At 58.0% G+C, this 14,724-nt stretch carries 13 protein-coding genes; 7 read left to right on the top strand and 6 right to left on the bottom strand.

Features of this window, described 5'->3' with window-relative positions; all coding sequences use genetic code 11:
• Positions 1 to 30: 30 nt before the first annotated feature.
• A complete protein-coding gene (locus tag OSH09_RS14585) occupies positions 31 to 939 on the top strand; it encodes a LysR family transcriptional regulator (protein ID WP_266121424.1) in 909 nt (302 codons plus the stop codon).
• 157 nt (positions 940 to 1,096) lie between these two features.
• Positions 1,097 to 2,071: a FecR family protein gene (locus tag OSH09_RS14580; protein ID WP_266121385.1), complete on the top strand. Its 975-nt coding sequence runs from the start codon at positions 1,097 to 1,099 to the stop codon at positions 2,069 to 2,071.
• Between the two features lie 215 nt (positions 2,072 to 2,286).
• Here the strand turns inward: OSH09_RS14580 and OSH09_RS14575 are convergent, their stop codons facing one another.
• The 3 genes from OSH09_RS14575 to OSH09_RS14565 all read right to left on the bottom strand — a co-directional run bounded on the left by OSH09_RS14575 (position 2,287) and on the right by OSH09_RS14565 (position 4,538).
• Entirely contained in the window at positions 2,287 to 3,846 is a 1,560-nt protein-coding gene (locus OSH09_RS14575) for a TerC family protein (RefSeq protein ID WP_207873015.1), read from the bottom strand.
• Positions 3,847 to 3,917: 71 nt separating this feature from the next.
• Positions 3,918 to 4,268, bottom strand: coding sequence for a hypothetical protein (locus OSH09_RS14570; RefSeq protein WP_207873016.1), 351 nt, complete (start codon positions 4,266 to 4,268; stop codon positions 3,918 to 3,920).
• A 144-nt stretch (positions 4,269 to 4,412) separates the two neighbouring features.
• Positions 4,413 to 4,538 carry a pirin-like C-terminal cupin domain-containing protein gene (locus OSH09_RS14565; protein ID WP_376912336.1) on the bottom strand — a complete coding sequence of 42 codons (126 nt, stop codon included), beginning with the start codon at positions 4,536 to 4,538 and terminating at the stop codon, positions 4,413 to 4,415.
• Between the two features lie 172 nt (positions 4,539 to 4,710).
• Between OSH09_RS14565 and OSH09_RS14560 the strand changes: the two genes are divergently transcribed.
• From OSH09_RS14560 to OSH09_RS14545, 4 genes are read left to right on the top strand one after another with little or no spacing between them, the layout of a single operon-like run.
• Positions 4,711 to 5,448: a sterol desaturase family protein gene (locus tag OSH09_RS14560; RefSeq protein WP_266121384.1), complete on the top strand. Its 738-nt coding sequence runs from the start codon at positions 4,711 to 4,713 to the stop codon at positions 5,446 to 5,448.
• The gene (locus OSH09_RS14555; protein ID WP_207873019.1) at positions 5,445 to 6,359 is read left to right on the top strand and encodes a fatty acid desaturase; all 915 of its coding nucleotides are present in this window, start codon (positions 5,445 to 5,447) and stop codon (positions 6,357 to 6,359) included. Before OSH09_RS14560 ends, OSH09_RS14555 begins: the two co-directional genes overlap by 4 nt.
• A gap of 14 nt (positions 6,360 to 6,373) precedes the next feature.
• Positions 6,374 to 8,284 (top strand): beta-ketoacyl-ACP synthase III, encoded by a 1,911-nt coding sequence (locus OSH09_RS14550; RefSeq protein WP_266121383.1) that lies wholly within the window; start codon positions 6,374 to 6,376, stop codon positions 8,282 to 8,284.
• Between the two features lie 3 nt (positions 8,285 to 8,287).
• The gene (locus OSH09_RS14545; protein ID WP_266121382.1) at positions 8,288 to 9,241 is read left to right on the top strand and encodes a DUF6999 family protein; all 954 of its coding nucleotides are present in this window, start codon (positions 8,288 to 8,290) and stop codon (positions 9,239 to 9,241) included.
• A 90-nt stretch (positions 9,242 to 9,331) separates the two neighbouring features.
• Here the strand turns inward: OSH09_RS14545 and OSH09_RS14540 are convergent, their stop codons facing one another.
• The 3 genes from OSH09_RS14540 to OSH09_RS14530 are packed head-to-tail and all read right to left on the bottom strand — an operon-like array spanning position 9,332 to position 12,862.
• Positions 9,332 to 10,120, bottom strand: coding sequence for an N-formylglutamate amidohydrolase (locus OSH09_RS14540; RefSeq protein WP_266121381.1), 789 nt, complete (start codon positions 10,118 to 10,120; stop codon positions 9,332 to 9,334).
• Positions 10,101 to 11,480, bottom strand: a complete 1,380-nt coding sequence (locus tag OSH09_RS14535) for an aldehyde dehydrogenase family protein (RefSeq protein ID WP_266121380.1) — start codon at positions 11,478 to 11,480, stop codon at positions 10,101 to 10,103. The genes OSH09_RS14540 and OSH09_RS14535 overlap by 20 nt, the downstream gene beginning before the upstream one ends.
• Complete coding sequence (locus OSH09_RS14530; RefSeq protein ID WP_207873023.1) at positions 11,480 to 12,862, bottom strand: glutamine synthetase family protein; 1,383 nt, start codon at positions 12,860 to 12,862, stop codon at positions 11,480 to 11,482. Before OSH09_RS14530 ends, OSH09_RS14535 begins: the two co-directional genes overlap by 1 nt.
• A gap of 220 nt (positions 12,863 to 13,082) precedes the next feature.
• On the opposite strand from OSH09_RS14530, the gene OSH09_RS14525 reads away from it, so the two are divergent.
• A complete protein-coding gene (locus OSH09_RS14525; protein WP_266121379.1) occupies positions 13,083 to 14,693 on the top strand; it encodes a GMC family oxidoreductase in 1,611 nt (536 codons plus the stop codon).
• Positions 14,694 to 14,724 lie beyond the last annotated feature (31 nt).

Below are 14,724 nucleotides of genomic sequence, written 5' to 3'. Positions count from 1 at the left end.
TTAATAGTGTGCACAGTCATTATTCGTTCTATGGATGAACTGCGACGTATAGACCTGAATCTGCTGCTAAGCCTGCATGCCTTGTTGACCGAACAACATGTCACCCGCGCGGCCCACCGACTGCATAAAAGCCAGCCGGCGGTCAGCCACGCCCTGGCGCATTTGCGTCAGGTGTTCAACGATCCCTTATTGATACGCCGAGGGTCGCGGCTGGAGCCTACCGCGCTTGCCCTGCAATTGCAGCGTCCCCTGGAGCAGGCCTTGTTGCAGTTGAACGGCTTGCTGGATGCAGGCGGTTTTGATCCGGCCAGCGAGCAGCGCGAGTTTCGTTTGGCGATGTCCGACTACGGGGCCCAGATCGTTCTGCCGCCCTTGATGCGCATCTTGCGGCGGCAGGCTCCCGGTATTTTTCTGGCCGTGAGCCAGGCCAGCCGGGAAGGGATGCTGGCGCAGTTGCAGGATGGCGAAACGGATGTGGCCTTGGGAGTGTTCTCGGAAATCCCGGCAGACTTGCAGGCGCAGACCTTGTTTGAAGAGCATCTGATCTGCATTGCGGACCGAGCTAGCCTGGCGACGCCCTCGGGTCCTGGCCTGGAAGAGTGGTTGCAACGCCCTCATGTGCTGGTTTCCATGCGGCCGGGAGGGGAAAGCGAGGTAGATAATGTGCTGGGCAGAATGGGGCTGAAGCGTCAGATCGCCCTGTCCTTGCCGCATTGGAGCGCTGCGGCTCAGGTGCTGGCTGGTACGGATCTGATTCTGACGGTTTCCAGCCGTAGTGCCGAACCTTTGCGCGAGCACCCTGAGCTAGTCTTTTTCCAGCCACCGTTACCCATTCCTTCGGTCTTGTTTCAGCAGGTTTGGCATAGTCGACGGCAGGCAGACCCGGCCCATGCCTGGCTGCGAGGGCAGTTAATGGCCTGCTGTCAAAGTGAGGCTTGACGCTTTATAACGGCCCGGCGCTTGACGATACCGCCTGCAGTTTCCGACAATTTATGTTTGCCGTTAAATTCCCTCTTTTATCCGTTTAAACGGATGGATAAAACGATTTGGACTGCCGGGTGCAGTCTCTGTGTAGTGCTTTGTAGATTAATTGTTGATGAACCCCGCTAATGCCTTGAATCTGGATGAAGACACCTTGCATAAGGAGGCACGAGCCTGGGTCAGCCGCCTGAAAACGTCCTCGCTGACCTCTCGTCAGGCTCGGGAGCTGCGCCGCTGGTGTGGGCGCAGTCCTTCTCACGCATCCGCTTTTGCGCACGCGCGCGAAATGTGGGATGCCATGCCGCAAGATCGTGAAGAGTGGCTGCGTGAAGCCAAGCTGATGAAAACACGCGGCCACCAGCCGTTGCGCCGCGCCTTGCTGGGTGGTCTGCTACTGGGGGGCGGCCTGTATATGGTCGTGAAACCTCCCTTGCAGTTATGGCCTTCGCTGGCCGATTTGCGCGCTGATTACCGCACGGGTGCGGGCGAGCAGCGGCGCGTGCAGTTGCTGGACCATGTCTGGCTGGATATGAATACCCGCAGTCGCCTGAATGTCGGGGACGACCCGCATTTGGGCCGGATTGTGGCTCTGCAGGAAGGCGAGGTCGAAGTGCGCCAGGCCGAGCGCTCGGCCGCAGTGTGTACGGTGTTTGCGGGTGCCGGTTCTATTCAGACCTTTAATGGCCGTACCAATATTCGCTATCTGGATGGCAAAACCCAAGTGACTTGTTTGTCGGGCAGTGCTCAGGTGGATTTTGGTGGGCAGGGGTACAGGCTGGGGGCGGGCGAGCAGCTTGTGTATGGACGCCATGCCATCAGCTCGGTGCAGACAGTGGCGGTGGAGGATTTCCCGTCCTGGCGTCAGGGCCGTCTGGTTTTCCATGAGCAGCCTTTATCGCAGGTGCTGGCCGAGTTGAATCGCTACTGGGCCGGTCACCTGATTTTGCGTGATGCGTCGCTGGGCCATATCCTGGTCAGCTTTGCGGTCAGCCTGGATAATTTGCCTGAGGCGCTGGATGTCTTGCAGCAGTTGTATGGTCTGGATGTGTTGCGCTTGCCCGGCGGAATTGCTTTGTTGAGTCGCGCCTGATCTTGTTTGGCCTGGCCGCTGCTCCAGGATGTACATGACAGAAGATGGCGGCTGATGGGTGTTGTTGCGATAAGCAAAGCCCGCAGAACGGCAAGAAATCGTATGCAATGATTAATAAAACGGCCAGGGTAGCAATACCCTGGCCGTTTTATTTGCTGCATATCCATCGTCTTGCGGACCCGGAGAGGGCCCGTTGTTTTTAGCCTAGTCCGGCCTTACTCCTGCGGTGCCTCGGGCACATGCAAGCGGCTGACATGCAAGGTGGCAATACGGCGCTGGCTGACTTCCGTGACTTCAAAGCGCAAGCCATCGGCCTCGACTACCGTGCCGACAGTGGGCAGGGAGTCCAGACGTTCCAGCAAGAAACCGGCCACGGAGTTAAAGCTGCTGTCTTTCAAGAGCAGGTCGTCCGCTTCAACGGCCTGGGCCAGCAACAGCAAGTCGATACCGCCGTCCACCTGCCACAGATTGGGGCCAATCTGCTGAATGGCAGCTTGCTCGTCCTCATCCGGGAACTCACCGGCGATGGCTTCCAGAATGTCGATAGGCGTCAGCAAACCTTCAATGGCACCGTACTCATCCGTGACCAGCACGAACTGGCCGTTGGACTGTTTCAGCATGGCAATGGCGCTAAGTACATCCGTGTGTTCATGCACGATGATGGGCTCACGCAAATCCGGCCACAGTTGTACTTGCGGGTAATCGTCCAGATCTGCCAGCAGGTCCTTGGCGCGGGCCACACCCACCACCTGATCCAGATCGCCCTGACACACTGGCAAGAAGCTGTGCGGGGTAGAGCGCAATTGCTGGCGCAGGGTGTCGGTCGAGTCCTCGATATTGATCCAGGTGATCTCCTGACGCGGTGTCATCAGCGAGCGGATAGGGCGTTCAGCCAGGCTCAGTACACCGCTGACCATATTGCGTTCTTCGGTGCGGAAGCCTTGCTCGTCCAGTTCCAGTTGCGCATCGTGCTTGCTGTCATCCTTGTCTTCGTTCTTGCGGTTGCTGAGCATGCGCAGCACGGCTTCTGCCGTACGGTCACGCAAAGGACGACGCGATTGCGAGCGCAGCAGGCTGCGGCGGGCAATCTGATTGAAGAATTCGATCAGGATGGAGAAGCCAATGGCCGCATACAGATAGCCTTTGGGGATCTTGAAGCCCAGGCCTTCGGCGGTCAGCGTCAGACCAATCATCAGCAAGAAGCTCAAACACAGCACTACCACCGTGGGGTGGTTGTTCACGAAGGTGGTCAGGGGTTTGGAGGCCCAGATCATCAAGCCGATAGAGATGATGACGGCTGTCATCATGACGGGCAGTTCGTCCACCATACCCACGGCGGTAATCACCGCGTCCAGCGAGAACACGGCATCCAGCACCACAATTTGTGCCACCACCACACCAAAGCTGGCGTAAGCCTTGTTGGTGCTGGAGTGGTGGCTGCCGCCTTCCAGGCGTTCGTGCAGTTCGCTCGTGGCCTTGAAGAGCAGGAACAGACCGCCCAGCAGCAAGATCAGGTCGCGGCCGGAAAAGCTCAGCGGTCCCAGGGAGAACAGCGGTGTGGTCAGGGTGACCAGCCAGGAGACGATCGTCAGCAGACCCAGGCGCATGATCAGCGCCAGTGACAGGCCGATCAGGCGAGCACGGTCGCGCTGATGCGGGGGGAGTTTATCGGCCAGGATCGCGATAAAGATCAGGTTGTCGATGCCGAGAACAATCTCCAGCACCACCAGAGTTAATAAGCCGACCCAGATGCTGGGATCGAGTAGCCATTCCATGATGTTGTCCTGTTAGACAGATAAATAAGTGCAAAAAAGCAGGGGGGCGGGGCGCAGTTGCGCGTCAGAAATCAGACGCGCGGCGGGCGGTGCTCCGGGGCAAATTCGCAGCAAATAGCGGGCAGGGAATAGGACGGGCAAGCCGAAGGCCAGGCATGCAGCCAGAAAGACTGAACCGGGCAGGGCAAAGGGGTATCCGCGTGATCGGCATACTGCTGCATGGGCGTGTGCGCCAGAATGGCGCTGAGCTGCTGCAAAGGATGAGTGCCGGATTTGACGCGGTGTTCTACAGGCTCGGCCGCATCAGCTTCGTGTTGAACGAATAATGCGGACTGACCACCCTGCACAGTGGCATGGTAGTGGGAGCTATAAGCCTGCAGGGGAAGGATAAGGAGTAAGACGACGACGAACCAGCGTCTCATAGTGTCTAGGGGAAGTCTGTGACGGATCAGTATATCGTATGCGGGCAAGTTCAAGGCAAGTGCGAAATCAAGTTCTGCGTACGTGGCAAACCGCCTGGCGTCGCAGGCGGGGGGCGCGGTCGCTGCCAGGGGTAGAGGAGGAATTTAGCCCAGGTATCCAAATTGGCCTTGCTCAAAGTCGGCAATGGCCTGGCTAATTTCTTGTTGTGTATTCATCACAAAAGACCCATAGGCCAGGACGGGCTCATCAATGGGTTCGCCGCCCAGCAATAATGCATGCCTTAAAGGATAGGGGCGAACTCCCGCTATGATTAGCCCCCGCTATTGCAAAACTGTATTGCTTTGGCGGGCTGGACGAATGTGAGCAATTAGTAACCAAATTCACAAACGTAAGTACTCGACCCGCGCTAGCATTAGCGCACTTTGTTACGTAGAGAGTGGAATGGGGCAGGCTTTTCAGGCCTTGAGCGTCTGGCAGGTGATGGGCGTAGGCTTATTGTTTTTCGGCGGCATTTACCTGCTGTTCGCATTGGGGACTTTGGCGCTGACACATTGGCTTTTTCCTGCCTTGGGTTGGGGACGCCCCCTGGACACACGTCCCTTGCGTCCTGGCCAACTGCGCCGGGAACTCAAGCAATCCGGTTCCGCCATTCTGATCTTTGGCACCGGCATGATTTTCCCCTGGGGGTTTTTGCAGCTAGGCTGGGCGCATTTGACGCCGGATGCCAGTGCTACCCGCATTGCCCTGGAAATTCTGGCGCTGGTGATCTGGAACGACGTGCATTTCTGGATAAACCACCGTCTCTTGCATACCCGCTGGTTGCGCCGTTATCACGGCCCGCACCATTCTTCTGTCGTGGTGACGCCCTTTTCGACCTACAGCTTTCACCCGCTGGAGTCGATCATGCTGGGCAATGTAATCCTGTTGCCTATGGTCGTGCATGACTTCAGCTTCTGGTCCTTGCTGTCCGTGCCCTTGTTCAGCCTGTTCTTCAACAGTATCGGCCACTCCAATTACGACTTTTTCCCCAAGGTCTCCAGCCGCAACTGGCTGGCGGCCAGCCGTCGTCACCAGCGTCATCACGCACAGTACAACGGCAATTACGGTTTTCAATTCAGCTTTATGGACCGTCTGTTCGGCACTCGTTTGCCGGATCGCCCCGAGGAGGCGCGGGGATGAGCGCTGCGTGGCGTTTGCGTAACCCGCGCGATTGGCAAAGTCTGCTGTACTTGATTGCCTACCCTGCCCTGGTGGTCGCGCTGTGGCGCGGCGGTTTTTCCTGGATTTTGTACGGCCTGCTGCTGTTCCTGACGCTGGGTATCGGCGTCATCAACCACAATCACCATCATTTGCGCATGTGGCGGGGCCGCCTGCCCAATCGTTTGACGGACTTCTGGCTGACCCTGGTGCAAGGCCATCCCGCTTGTGTGTTCTGGCCTGCGCATGGTCGCAACCACCACCGTTACAAGCATGGTGAAAAAGACGTGGCCCGCACTTACCGTTTCTGGCGGGGCGACACCAACGACACCCTGGGCTGGTTGATGCACCCTTTTGAGGCCATCCCCGCCCTGTATCCCACTATTTTTAGCTGGTTAGGCAGCTTGCGCCGTCACTGGCCAGGTGTGTGGGCCTATTGCATGGCGCAGTACGGCCTGTGGCTGGGGAGCTGGACACTGGCTTTGGCCCTGGACCCGGTTAAAGGCCTGTTGTACGTGATCCTGCCGCAGCTACATGGTTTGCACTGGCTGCTGACCACCAATTATCTGCAACATGCCCATGCTGATGGCAGCCCGCAAGGCCGACAGGGTGAGCAATTGGCCTATGCCCGCAATTTCGAGGGGCTGGTCAATCCCTTGCTCTTCAATATCGGGCTGCATGTGGCCCACCATGAACATTCGCGTGCGCACTGGTCCGAGCTGACCCGGCTGCACGACACCGAATACCGAGCCCGCACCCCGGATGCTTTGAACGAAGGGGGGCTGGTGCCTTATATGTTGCGTGTTTTTGTGCTGGGCCTGTTTGTGCCTCGCTACCGCAGCCAATCTTTGAACGCCGTGGGCCAGACCGAGCGTCGGCGTGATTCCGTGTAATCAGGAGTATTTCTATGCCCGTGGCCTTTGAGCACGTCGTTATCCATCAGGCCCAGTGGTTTATGCCCGGCGAGCCGGTCGATAACACCGCTATGGATAACTTTATTGCCCCCTTGAACCGTATCTCGGGGCGTATCAAACAGCGCATTCTGGCCGAAAACGGTATTCAGCAGCGTTACTACGCCATTGCGGAAGATGGCGGTACGCGCTGGAGCAATACGGCCATGGCGGCCAATGCCATCCGTAGCTGCCTGGAGCAAGCCGGTTTGGACATGGGTGATATAGGCCTGCTGGCCAGCGGCTCTTCGGGTGGTGATTTGTTGATGCCCGGCTTTGCCAACGCCATTCAGGGCGAGCTGGGTGCTCCTCCGCTGGAAGTGCATTCCGTACACGGGATTTGTGCGGCAGGTGTTACGGCGTTGCAGACCGTCGCCCAAGGTATTGAGCTGGGTGCGCATCGTCACGGGATGGCGGTGGCCAGCGAAATGCCCTCGCGTCTGTTCCGCCGCTCGCGCTTTGCTTCGCAAGACTATCAGGCGGACTTTGATGCGCACTTCCTGCGCTGGATGCTTTCCGATGGCGCGGGTGCGGCTTTGCTCAGCCATAAAGATCAGGTCTTGCCCACCACGCAGCCCGGAGTGCGTTTGCGCCTGCGCTGGATTCATCAAAAATCCTTCTCGGGTGATTACCCCGTTTGCATGCAGCTAGGTGCCGCACGCGACTCCACGCGCAGCCATCTGGATTACGATTCCTGGGCCGAGGCGGAACAGGCTGGTGCCTTGTCCCTGCGCCAGGACATTCGCTTGTTGCCGCACCTGTTCGACATTGGCATTCACGAATACGTGAAACTGGTGCGCGATGGCTGGGTAGACCCCGAGCGCATCAGCCATTTCCTGTGCCATTACTCGTCCGAGAAATTCATCCCCGTGGTGGCGGATTTGTTGGAACAAGCTGGGCTGGCGATTCCTGCCGAGCGCTGGTATAGCAATCTGCGCTGGCGCGGTAATACGGGCGCGGCCTCCATTTTGATCATGCTGGCCGAGTTCATGCGCGACCGGACCTTGACGCCGGGCGAGCAAATCCTGTGCTACGTGCCCGAGTCGGGCCGTTTCATGACGGCGTATATGCTGCTGGAAGTGGAATCCTGCGATGCGCCTGCCGCCACGCTGTCTTATCCCTCTGCGAAACAGTCGGCCCCCGCTGCTGTGGATCAGGTGGATATAGCACCCCCGCATGACCCGGCGACGGCCCCGCAAGGCTTGCGCGATCTGCTGACGCAATTGGCTCCCATCTGGCACGATTACCGCTCGCAAGTATGGCGCACGCCCTTGCTGCGCAGCCTGCACGACGGCTCCATGCGTATGCAGGACTACCAGAAGTGGATGGCGGACTGGATTCCCCAGGTGCGTGAAGGGGCCAAATGGATGCGCGAAGCCTGCGACTCCTTGTCGCCTGCTTACGCACCGCTGGCCGAGCTGATTCGTTTGCACGCAGGCGAAGAACAGGACGACTTCAAGATCTTGTTCGAGGACTATCAGCACGCCGGTGGTACTGCCACCGAGATCGAACAACTGACGCGCAATCCCGGCGGTCAGGCACTGAATTCCTACCTGCATGCGCTGGCGGCCAGCCAGGACCCGATTGGTTTGCTGGGCGCCATTTATATTATTGAAGGTACGGGTCAACGCATTGTCCCGGCCCTACTGCCTTTGCTGAAGTCTTCCTTGTCGCTGGAACCGAATATGTACCGCTTCCTGCACTACCACGGCATGAACGACGAGCACCATCTGGCTCGTTGGCTGGTCGCGGTCGAGCTGGCGCTGGATTGCGATGAAACCGGCCGTGCCGAACAGATTATTATTGAAACCGCACGCCGTACGGCTGCCCTGTACTTGATGCAGTTCCAATACGCGAAAGAGTTTTAAGTCATGGATCAAATCCCGGATTTTTTAAGCAAGCCACATGACCCCCAGGACCCCAGTCCCTGGCGGGCCTTGTACCTGGATCGCAGCACGCCTTTGCCCGATGAGGTCAAGCAGGCCTGGCTGGCGGACTCCAGCTCGTCCTCGCGCCAGTATCTGCTGCCCTTTTTGCGGCCACTGGCCCGCTTGATGATTGTGGTGATCCAGATCGTCAAAACCTTCTTGCCGCGCAAGTGGTCGCACTCAGGCCTTTTGCATCGCATTCTGGTGTGGGGCTTGAAGCGCTTTGTCTCGCCACAGGCCAACTGGCTGATTCTGCGTCACTTCCACCTGGGTTCGCAGGTTCTGGCCTTTATTGCTGCCAATTCGCCCACCAAAGTGCCGACGACGCCGCTCACGCCGATGAATATCGACGAGCTGCATGATCACACCTTTGTGAAACACGATCTGAATTTGTTCAACTTCGTGATCCGGCTGAATCAGGCGCTACGGGACAATAATCAGGAAATCGGCCCGCCGGAGCGAGTGGATTTCTCCATGATCCAGCCCGTGCCCTTGGCTCTGGTTGATATGCCGCAAGGCCCAATGAACAAGATGGATCTGCAAAGCGCCATCGAACTGTTTACACCCTTGTACCAACTGCTGCTGACCGATAACGACTTCTGGCGTGCGGCCAATTCCTTGCAGTTGGACGAGACTATCGGTATCTATGCGGCCAAGATCTTGCAGGCGCCAGAGCATCTTATTCTGGTGAACAACGGCCACCCCCTGGTGCCCATGTCTACCTTGCGAGCAGGCTACCGTCTGGTACTGCATGGCTTGTCGACAGAAATGCTGCACAGCCTGCTCAATCAGATGAAGCAGGCGCAGGCGGAGCAGGAAAGTGGCTTGAATCAAGAGCAAGGGCAGGGACCAGACCAGGCCCAAGAGTCAGTACAGAAATCTGACCCTGAGCTTTGATCTTTCAGCCAGTCTGTCCAAGGGCTGCCCTCGTATTCGCGCGAGGGCAGCCCTTGGTGTTTTTAGAATAGACGTAGTCGCTGCTGATGTTCAGGCTGCCGTTTTTTCCAGTCCAGCCAGCACATCCTCAAGTGCATCAGCCAGGTATCCAGCCCAACGCTCAGTGGCTCCTGGCTGAGCCAGCAAATCCTGCCGGACTTCAATCGCAAAATGCGGTAGACCGGCAGGAATCGCGTGACGCAAGAAGGTATGCCCACGTAATTCGCGCCCGTCGTAGGGGTAGTTGTTGCCTATCGAACTGGCATGCCGTGACAGACCTTGCAGCATCAGGGAGGCAGGCCATTCCTGTTCCCAGATGACGGCGGCATGGGGGCGTTCCTGTCCGTTCAAGGAAGCGGCAAAGGAATGGATAGGCAAGATCAGCACGGTGGAGTGATGTTCACGCAAGGCGCGTAAAGTTTGTGCCACTTGCTGATGAAATGGCTCGAACACGCGCAGGGCACGTTGCTCTCGGGCCGCGTCATCCAGACCCACATTGCCGGGAATCAGGCTGCCGTCGGAGCGCTCGGGAATCCAGTCCGCATCGTGGCTGGAGCGGTTGCAGTCCACATACAGCCGCGAGGTGGTGCACAGGACAGCAGGTGCACCAATACGCAGTGCCAAGGCGCGGGTCAAGGCGTCTGCCCCCAGGTCCACGGCGATATGGCGCTCCAGATCTGCCGCGCTGCATCCCAGATTATCTGCGTCCGGTGGCATTTGATTGGATGCGTGCTCGCACACCAGCAGCACGGGGGTACGTCCCTGGGCATTGAACACGGTGGCCGCTGGCCATGTGTCGGTGTGTGGGCGCAGGCTGGAGTCAGGATTGGAGATTGACATGGAAAGCCTTGAGGACCGTGTATTCATCAAAGGAAGCGGCGCCGTAGGTTCTGCCCAGACCGGAGGCTTTGACACCCCCCCAGGGCAGGTTCAGATCCGCATGGTCGCAGCGGTTGACGTAGCAAAGGCCAGCCTCCACATCACGGCTTAATGCCAGAGCCTGATCAATGTCCTGCGACCAGATTGAGGCGGTCAGACCGTAGCGGCTGTCATTCATCAAATGTAGTGCGTGCTGGTCGTCAGCCACGGCCGTGATGCAAACAAGCGGCCCAAAGGCCTCATCCTGGATCAAGCTGGAATCTTGTGCCACATTCAGCAGTACAGCAGGCGCTACGTAGGCGGAGGACGGGTCGACTTCAGTCGGGTGAGCAATGACGGTTGCCCCTTCTTCCTGTGCCTGGACAAGCAGCTTTCGCAGCCGTTGGGCCGCTGCTGTGCTCACGACCGGGCCTATATCCGGCGTGCTGTCGGGGTGGCCTACAGTCAATTTATTCATGCCGCTGACAAAGCCCTCTACAAAGGGTTCGTAGACCGATTCGTGTACATAAATCCGCTCTACCGAGCAGCAGGATTGCCCGGCATTGTCGAAGCTGCCTGCGACCAGGGCAGGGATGGTGCTGGCCAGATTGGCATCGGCGCGCACATAGGCAGGGTCTTTACCGCCTAGTTCCAGCCCGGTGCTGACCAGCCCGGCAGCCGCTGCTTGGTACACACTTTTGCCTCCTTGATCGGAACCAATGAACTGGACCGCATGCACGTGTCCGGAGGCCAGCAGTTGCTCCGTTCCCGCATGGTCCAGATGCACTGCCTGGAAGACATCGGGATGCCCGCCTGCATCACACCAGGCCTGCTCCATAAAGTCGGCAATAGGGGCTGTTTGGTGGGCATGTTTAAGCAGCACGACATTACCGGCCAATAGTGCCGCGACAGTCATTCCGCCTGCCATGGCGACCGGGTAGTTCCAGGCGCTGATTGCCAGACAAAGGCCCTTGGGCTCTCGCCGTACCAGCCGTTGTGCTTGTGCAGTGGAGTTCATGCTGATGTCTTGCAGCTCCAGGCGGGCCCGCATAATCATGTCCTCGGTGACGGCCGATACGCGCGATAACTCATCTGATTGTTGTGCGGGGCGGCCAATCAGCTTCATCAACAATTCAGCCAGCGCCTGACGACGCTGCTCCAGAATCGCTACAAAGCCTTGAATCTGTGTGATGCGCTGCTCCAGCGGCACCTTGCGCCAGTCCTTGAAGGCCAGGCTGGCACGCTGCACAGCAGCCTGAACCTGTTCTTCACTCAGAACGCTGCGGGAAGCCACAATCTGGCCGTCGATAGGGGAAACAATAGGAGTAGGGTGGGCAGCCATTATGCAAACTCAAAAAAGCGTTGGCGTTCAACGTCGGTGACCAGGGCGGCGAACTCTTGCTCCTGAGCGTACTTGCTGGCCACGTAAGTATCGACAAAGGCATTGCCGAAAATCTCGCGTGCTACCGGGGAACGATCAAAGCGGTAAATGGCTTCGCCAAAGGAGTTGGGGAACTTCAGTTCAGCGGGGATTTCCGACATTCGTTCGTAGACGTTGCCCTGCATTTCTTCGCTGGGCTCGATCTTGTTCTCAATGCCCCACAAGCCCATGCCCAGAGCGCAGGCCAGGGCCAGATACGGGTTGGTATCTGCGCCGGGTGCGCGGCATTCAATACGTTGAGACGATGGCGAGCCTCCAATGGCCCGCAAGGCGCAGGTGCGGTTTTCCCAGCCCCAGGTAGCGGTAATCGGCGCAAAGATCCAGGGCTGAAAACGGCGGAAAGAATTGACTGTCGGGCCAAACATGATCAGAAAGTCAGGCAGGAGTTTTTGCATGCCGCCAATGAAATACCGCATCTCCTGGCTGATGGCATTGGGCTGGGAGGCGTCATGGAAAACCGACTCGCCATCGGGGCGGCGCAAGGACACATGAACGTGGCCGCTTTGTCCGTCAGCATCATTGGACCAGCGCGCCATAAAGGTCATCAAGCGGCCATGACGCTGCGCCAGAATCTTGGCAAAGGTCTTGAACAGGATGGCATTGTCAGCAGCCAGCACCCCTTCCTGATACCCCAGCGCCGCTTCCATAAAGCCTGCGCCCATCTCCTCGTGCACGCCTTCCAAAGGCACATCCAGACAGGCAAAACAGTCCAGCAGGGCGTTGTAGAAATCCGTGTCTACGCCCTGACGCAACATCAGGTTGTAGGACTTGCCCAGCGTTGCCAGATCCAGATTGCGATAGTCTTTTTCGCGGATGGAGCGGGAGCTTTCATTGAACAGGGTGAACTCGTACTCGCAGGAGTGAAAAGGCCGATAGCCCATTTGCTCCGCCTTTCTGGCGACGCGGTGGTAGACGTTGCGCGGGAAAATGGGCTCTTCTTCTTCGACGTAATCAAACAGGAAGAACAGGTTGCGGGAGGGGCTTTCCCAGGGAATCTCCCGGCCGCTATCGGGGACCAGACGGCATAGATTGTCAGCAAACTTGGCATCGGCCAGGGACTGACCGCCGGGCATGGGCCGCAGCACATCGTTAAAGTCCAGCGCCAGGGTGGCCTGGGGAAACAGGATGCCCTTGTCGATGGTCTGCAAAAACTTTTCACGCGATACGTACTTGGCGCGGATCTGTCCCTGCATATCGGCAAAGCCAATGTTCACATGCTGAGGCTGGCGAGCATTGATCAGCGCTCGTACTTCTTCCAGGGTTTTGATCGAACGAATATCCATTTCATCTCCTGAACAGCCTTCCCTTGAAGCGACTGTGGTTTAGACTGATTCTGTATGTTTCTGTAGTTCTGTTATGTTCCATTTTGGAAACATTTCAGGAAATTTTATGCTAACCTGCCAACTTGTCAACGAAATTGTTTTAGGCATCAGGTATTGGCCAAGTGTGTCTGTCTGACGCGACAGAACCAGGCTGGGCACTGCCTTTCAAACAGGATAAAAAATGCGAGACAGTGGTATCTGGGATTACATCGTGGTCGGTGCTGGCTCATCTGGCAGCGTTATTGCCAGTCGCTTGTCGCAAGAGCCGGGCGTCAGCGTGTTGCTGGTGGAGGCAGGCAGTTGGGACTTGTCGCCGTACCTGTGGGTACCGGCGGGCGAGGAGCGTGCTATTGCCAGCCCGAAATACAGTTGGTCCTATCACGTGGAGGCTGACCCCAGCCGCAATAATCGTGCTGAGGTCTGGCCTGCCGGACGTGTGCTGGGTGGCAGCAGTTCGATTAACGGCATGATTTATCTGCGCGGCAGTGCAGCCGATTACGATGCTTGGGCGGCGCAGGGCAATGAGGGCTGGGCTTACCAGGATGTGTTGCCGTATTTTGTACGGGCCGAGACCAATACGCGCGGTGCCAGCCGCTTTCACGGTGGGCAAGGGCCCTTGTCTGTATCGGATGTGCGTACACCGCATCAACTGGTCAGCACCTTTACGCAGGCGGCGATGGAGTGCGGCTTACCGTTCAATGGGGATGTGAATGGCGCGTCTCAGTTCGGTGTTGGTGCCTTGCAGGCGACCCAGAAGCGGGGTTGGCGTCACAGTGCCTCCAAAGCCTATTTATGGCCTGCTCGCAAGCGCACCAACCTGACAATTTTGACGGGGGCGTTGACACGCCGGGTCTTGATTGAAAAGGGGCAGGCGGTCGGTATCGAGTATCAGAAAAAAGGCGAGGTGCTCAGTGCCAGGGCGCGCAAGGAAGTCATTCTCTGCGCCGGTGCCCTGGCGTCGCCCAAGCTCTTGATGCTCTCCGGTATCGGGCCTGCCCAGACCCTGCGCCAGCACGGTATCCCCGTGGTTTGCGACCTGCCGGGCGTGGGCCAAGGCTTGCAAGAGCATCCGGGCGTAATGATCAGCGCCGAGGTGAATGTACGCACCTATAACGTGGAAACAGACCCGTGGAGTGTGATCAAGCACGGCATGAACTGGTTGTTTCGGGGGCGAGGTCCAGGTGCTACGCCTATTGGTCATGCCGTGGCTTTCGCCAAAACCCGGCCTGATGAAACAGAGCCGGATGTGCAATTGACCTTTACCCCTATCGGCTACAACACGGTGGGAGATGGGCCTTTGTTTTTCCCTATGCCTGCCGTCGTGATTGCGGTCAATGTGTGCCGCCCTCTGGCACGTGGGCAAGTGACTTTGCGCTCTGCAGACCCAGCAGATTTACCCCGTATTGAACACGTGATGCTAGGCCAGGAGGATGACCGACGCAGGCTGCGTGATGGGGCCAAAATGGCGCGCCAGTTCTTTAATACCGGTGCCTTTGCCCCCTATATGCAAGGTGAGCTACACCCTGGTGCGCAGGTAACAGAGGACGAACAGTGGGATGCTTTCCTGCGTAGCCATTGCATCCGTTTCAGCCATCCGGTGGGAACGTGTCGCATGGGCCCGGACGGAGATGAAAACGCGGTGCTGGACCCTCAGTTACGGTTGCGCGGAGTACGTGGTTTGCGTGTTGCCGATGCCTCCATCATGCCCAGCTTGCCCAGTGCCAATACCAATGCGCCAGCCATCATGATTGGTGAAAAGGCGGCGGATCTGATCCGGCAGTTTCCCGCTTGATTGCGACGCAAGCCACGGTCATGGCTTGTGG

Origin of the sequence: Alcaligenes parafaecalis (assembly GCF_026344135.1) — a bacterium.
GTDB classification, from domain to species: domain Bacteria; phylum Pseudomonadota; class Gammaproteobacteria; order Burkholderiales; family Burkholderiaceae_B; genus Alcaligenes; species Alcaligenes parafaecalis.
Note: the sequence above shows the minus strand (reverse complement) of the source record. Positions and strands in the feature narration are given on the sequence as shown.

Bases quoted from the DNA above. Each gene is read 5' to 3' on its own strand.
- OSH09_RS14550 (WP_266121383.1), top strand. From the start codon at position 6,374: ATGCCCGTGGCCTTTGAGCACGTCGTTATCCATCAGGCCCAGTGGTTT.
- OSH09_RS14575 (WP_207873015.1), bottom strand. From the start codon at position 3,846: ATGGAATGGCTACTCGATCCCAGCATCTGGGTCGGCTTATTAACTCTG.
- OSH09_RS14585 (WP_266121424.1), top strand. From the start codon at position 31: ATGGATGAACTGCGACGTATAGACCTGAATCTGCTGCTAAGCCTGCAT.
- OSH09_RS14570 (WP_207873016.1), bottom strand. From the start codon at position 4,268: ATGAGACGCTGGTTCGTCGTCGTCTTACTCCTTATCCTTCCCCTGCAG.
- OSH09_RS14580 (WP_266121385.1), top strand. From the start codon at position 1,097: ATGAACCCCGCTAATGCCTTGAATCTGGATGAAGACACCTTGCATAAG.
- OSH09_RS14545 (WP_266121382.1), top strand. From the start codon at position 8,288: ATGGATCAAATCCCGGATTTTTTAAGCAAGCCACATGACCCCCAGGAC.
- OSH09_RS14560 (WP_266121384.1), top strand. From the start codon at position 4,711: ATGGGGCAGGCTTTTCAGGCCTTGAGCGTCTGGCAGGTGATGGGCGTA.
- OSH09_RS14555 (WP_207873019.1), top strand. From the start codon at position 5,445: ATGAGCGCTGCGTGGCGTTTGCGTAACCCGCGCGATTGGCAAAGTCTG.
- OSH09_RS14540 (WP_266121381.1), bottom strand. From the start codon at position 10,120: ATGTCAATCTCCAATCCTGACTCCAGCCTGCGCCCACACACCGACACA.
- OSH09_RS14530 (WP_207873023.1), bottom strand. From the start codon at position 12,862: ATGGATATTCGTTCGATCAAAACCCTGGAAGAAGTACGAGCGCTGATC.
- OSH09_RS14525 (WP_266121379.1), top strand. From the start codon at position 13,083: ATGCGAGACAGTGGTATCTGGGATTACATCGTGGTCGGTGCTGGCTCA.
- OSH09_RS14535 (WP_266121380.1), bottom strand. From the start codon at position 11,480: ATGGCTGCCCACCCTACTCCTATTGTTTCCCCTATCGACGGCCAGATT.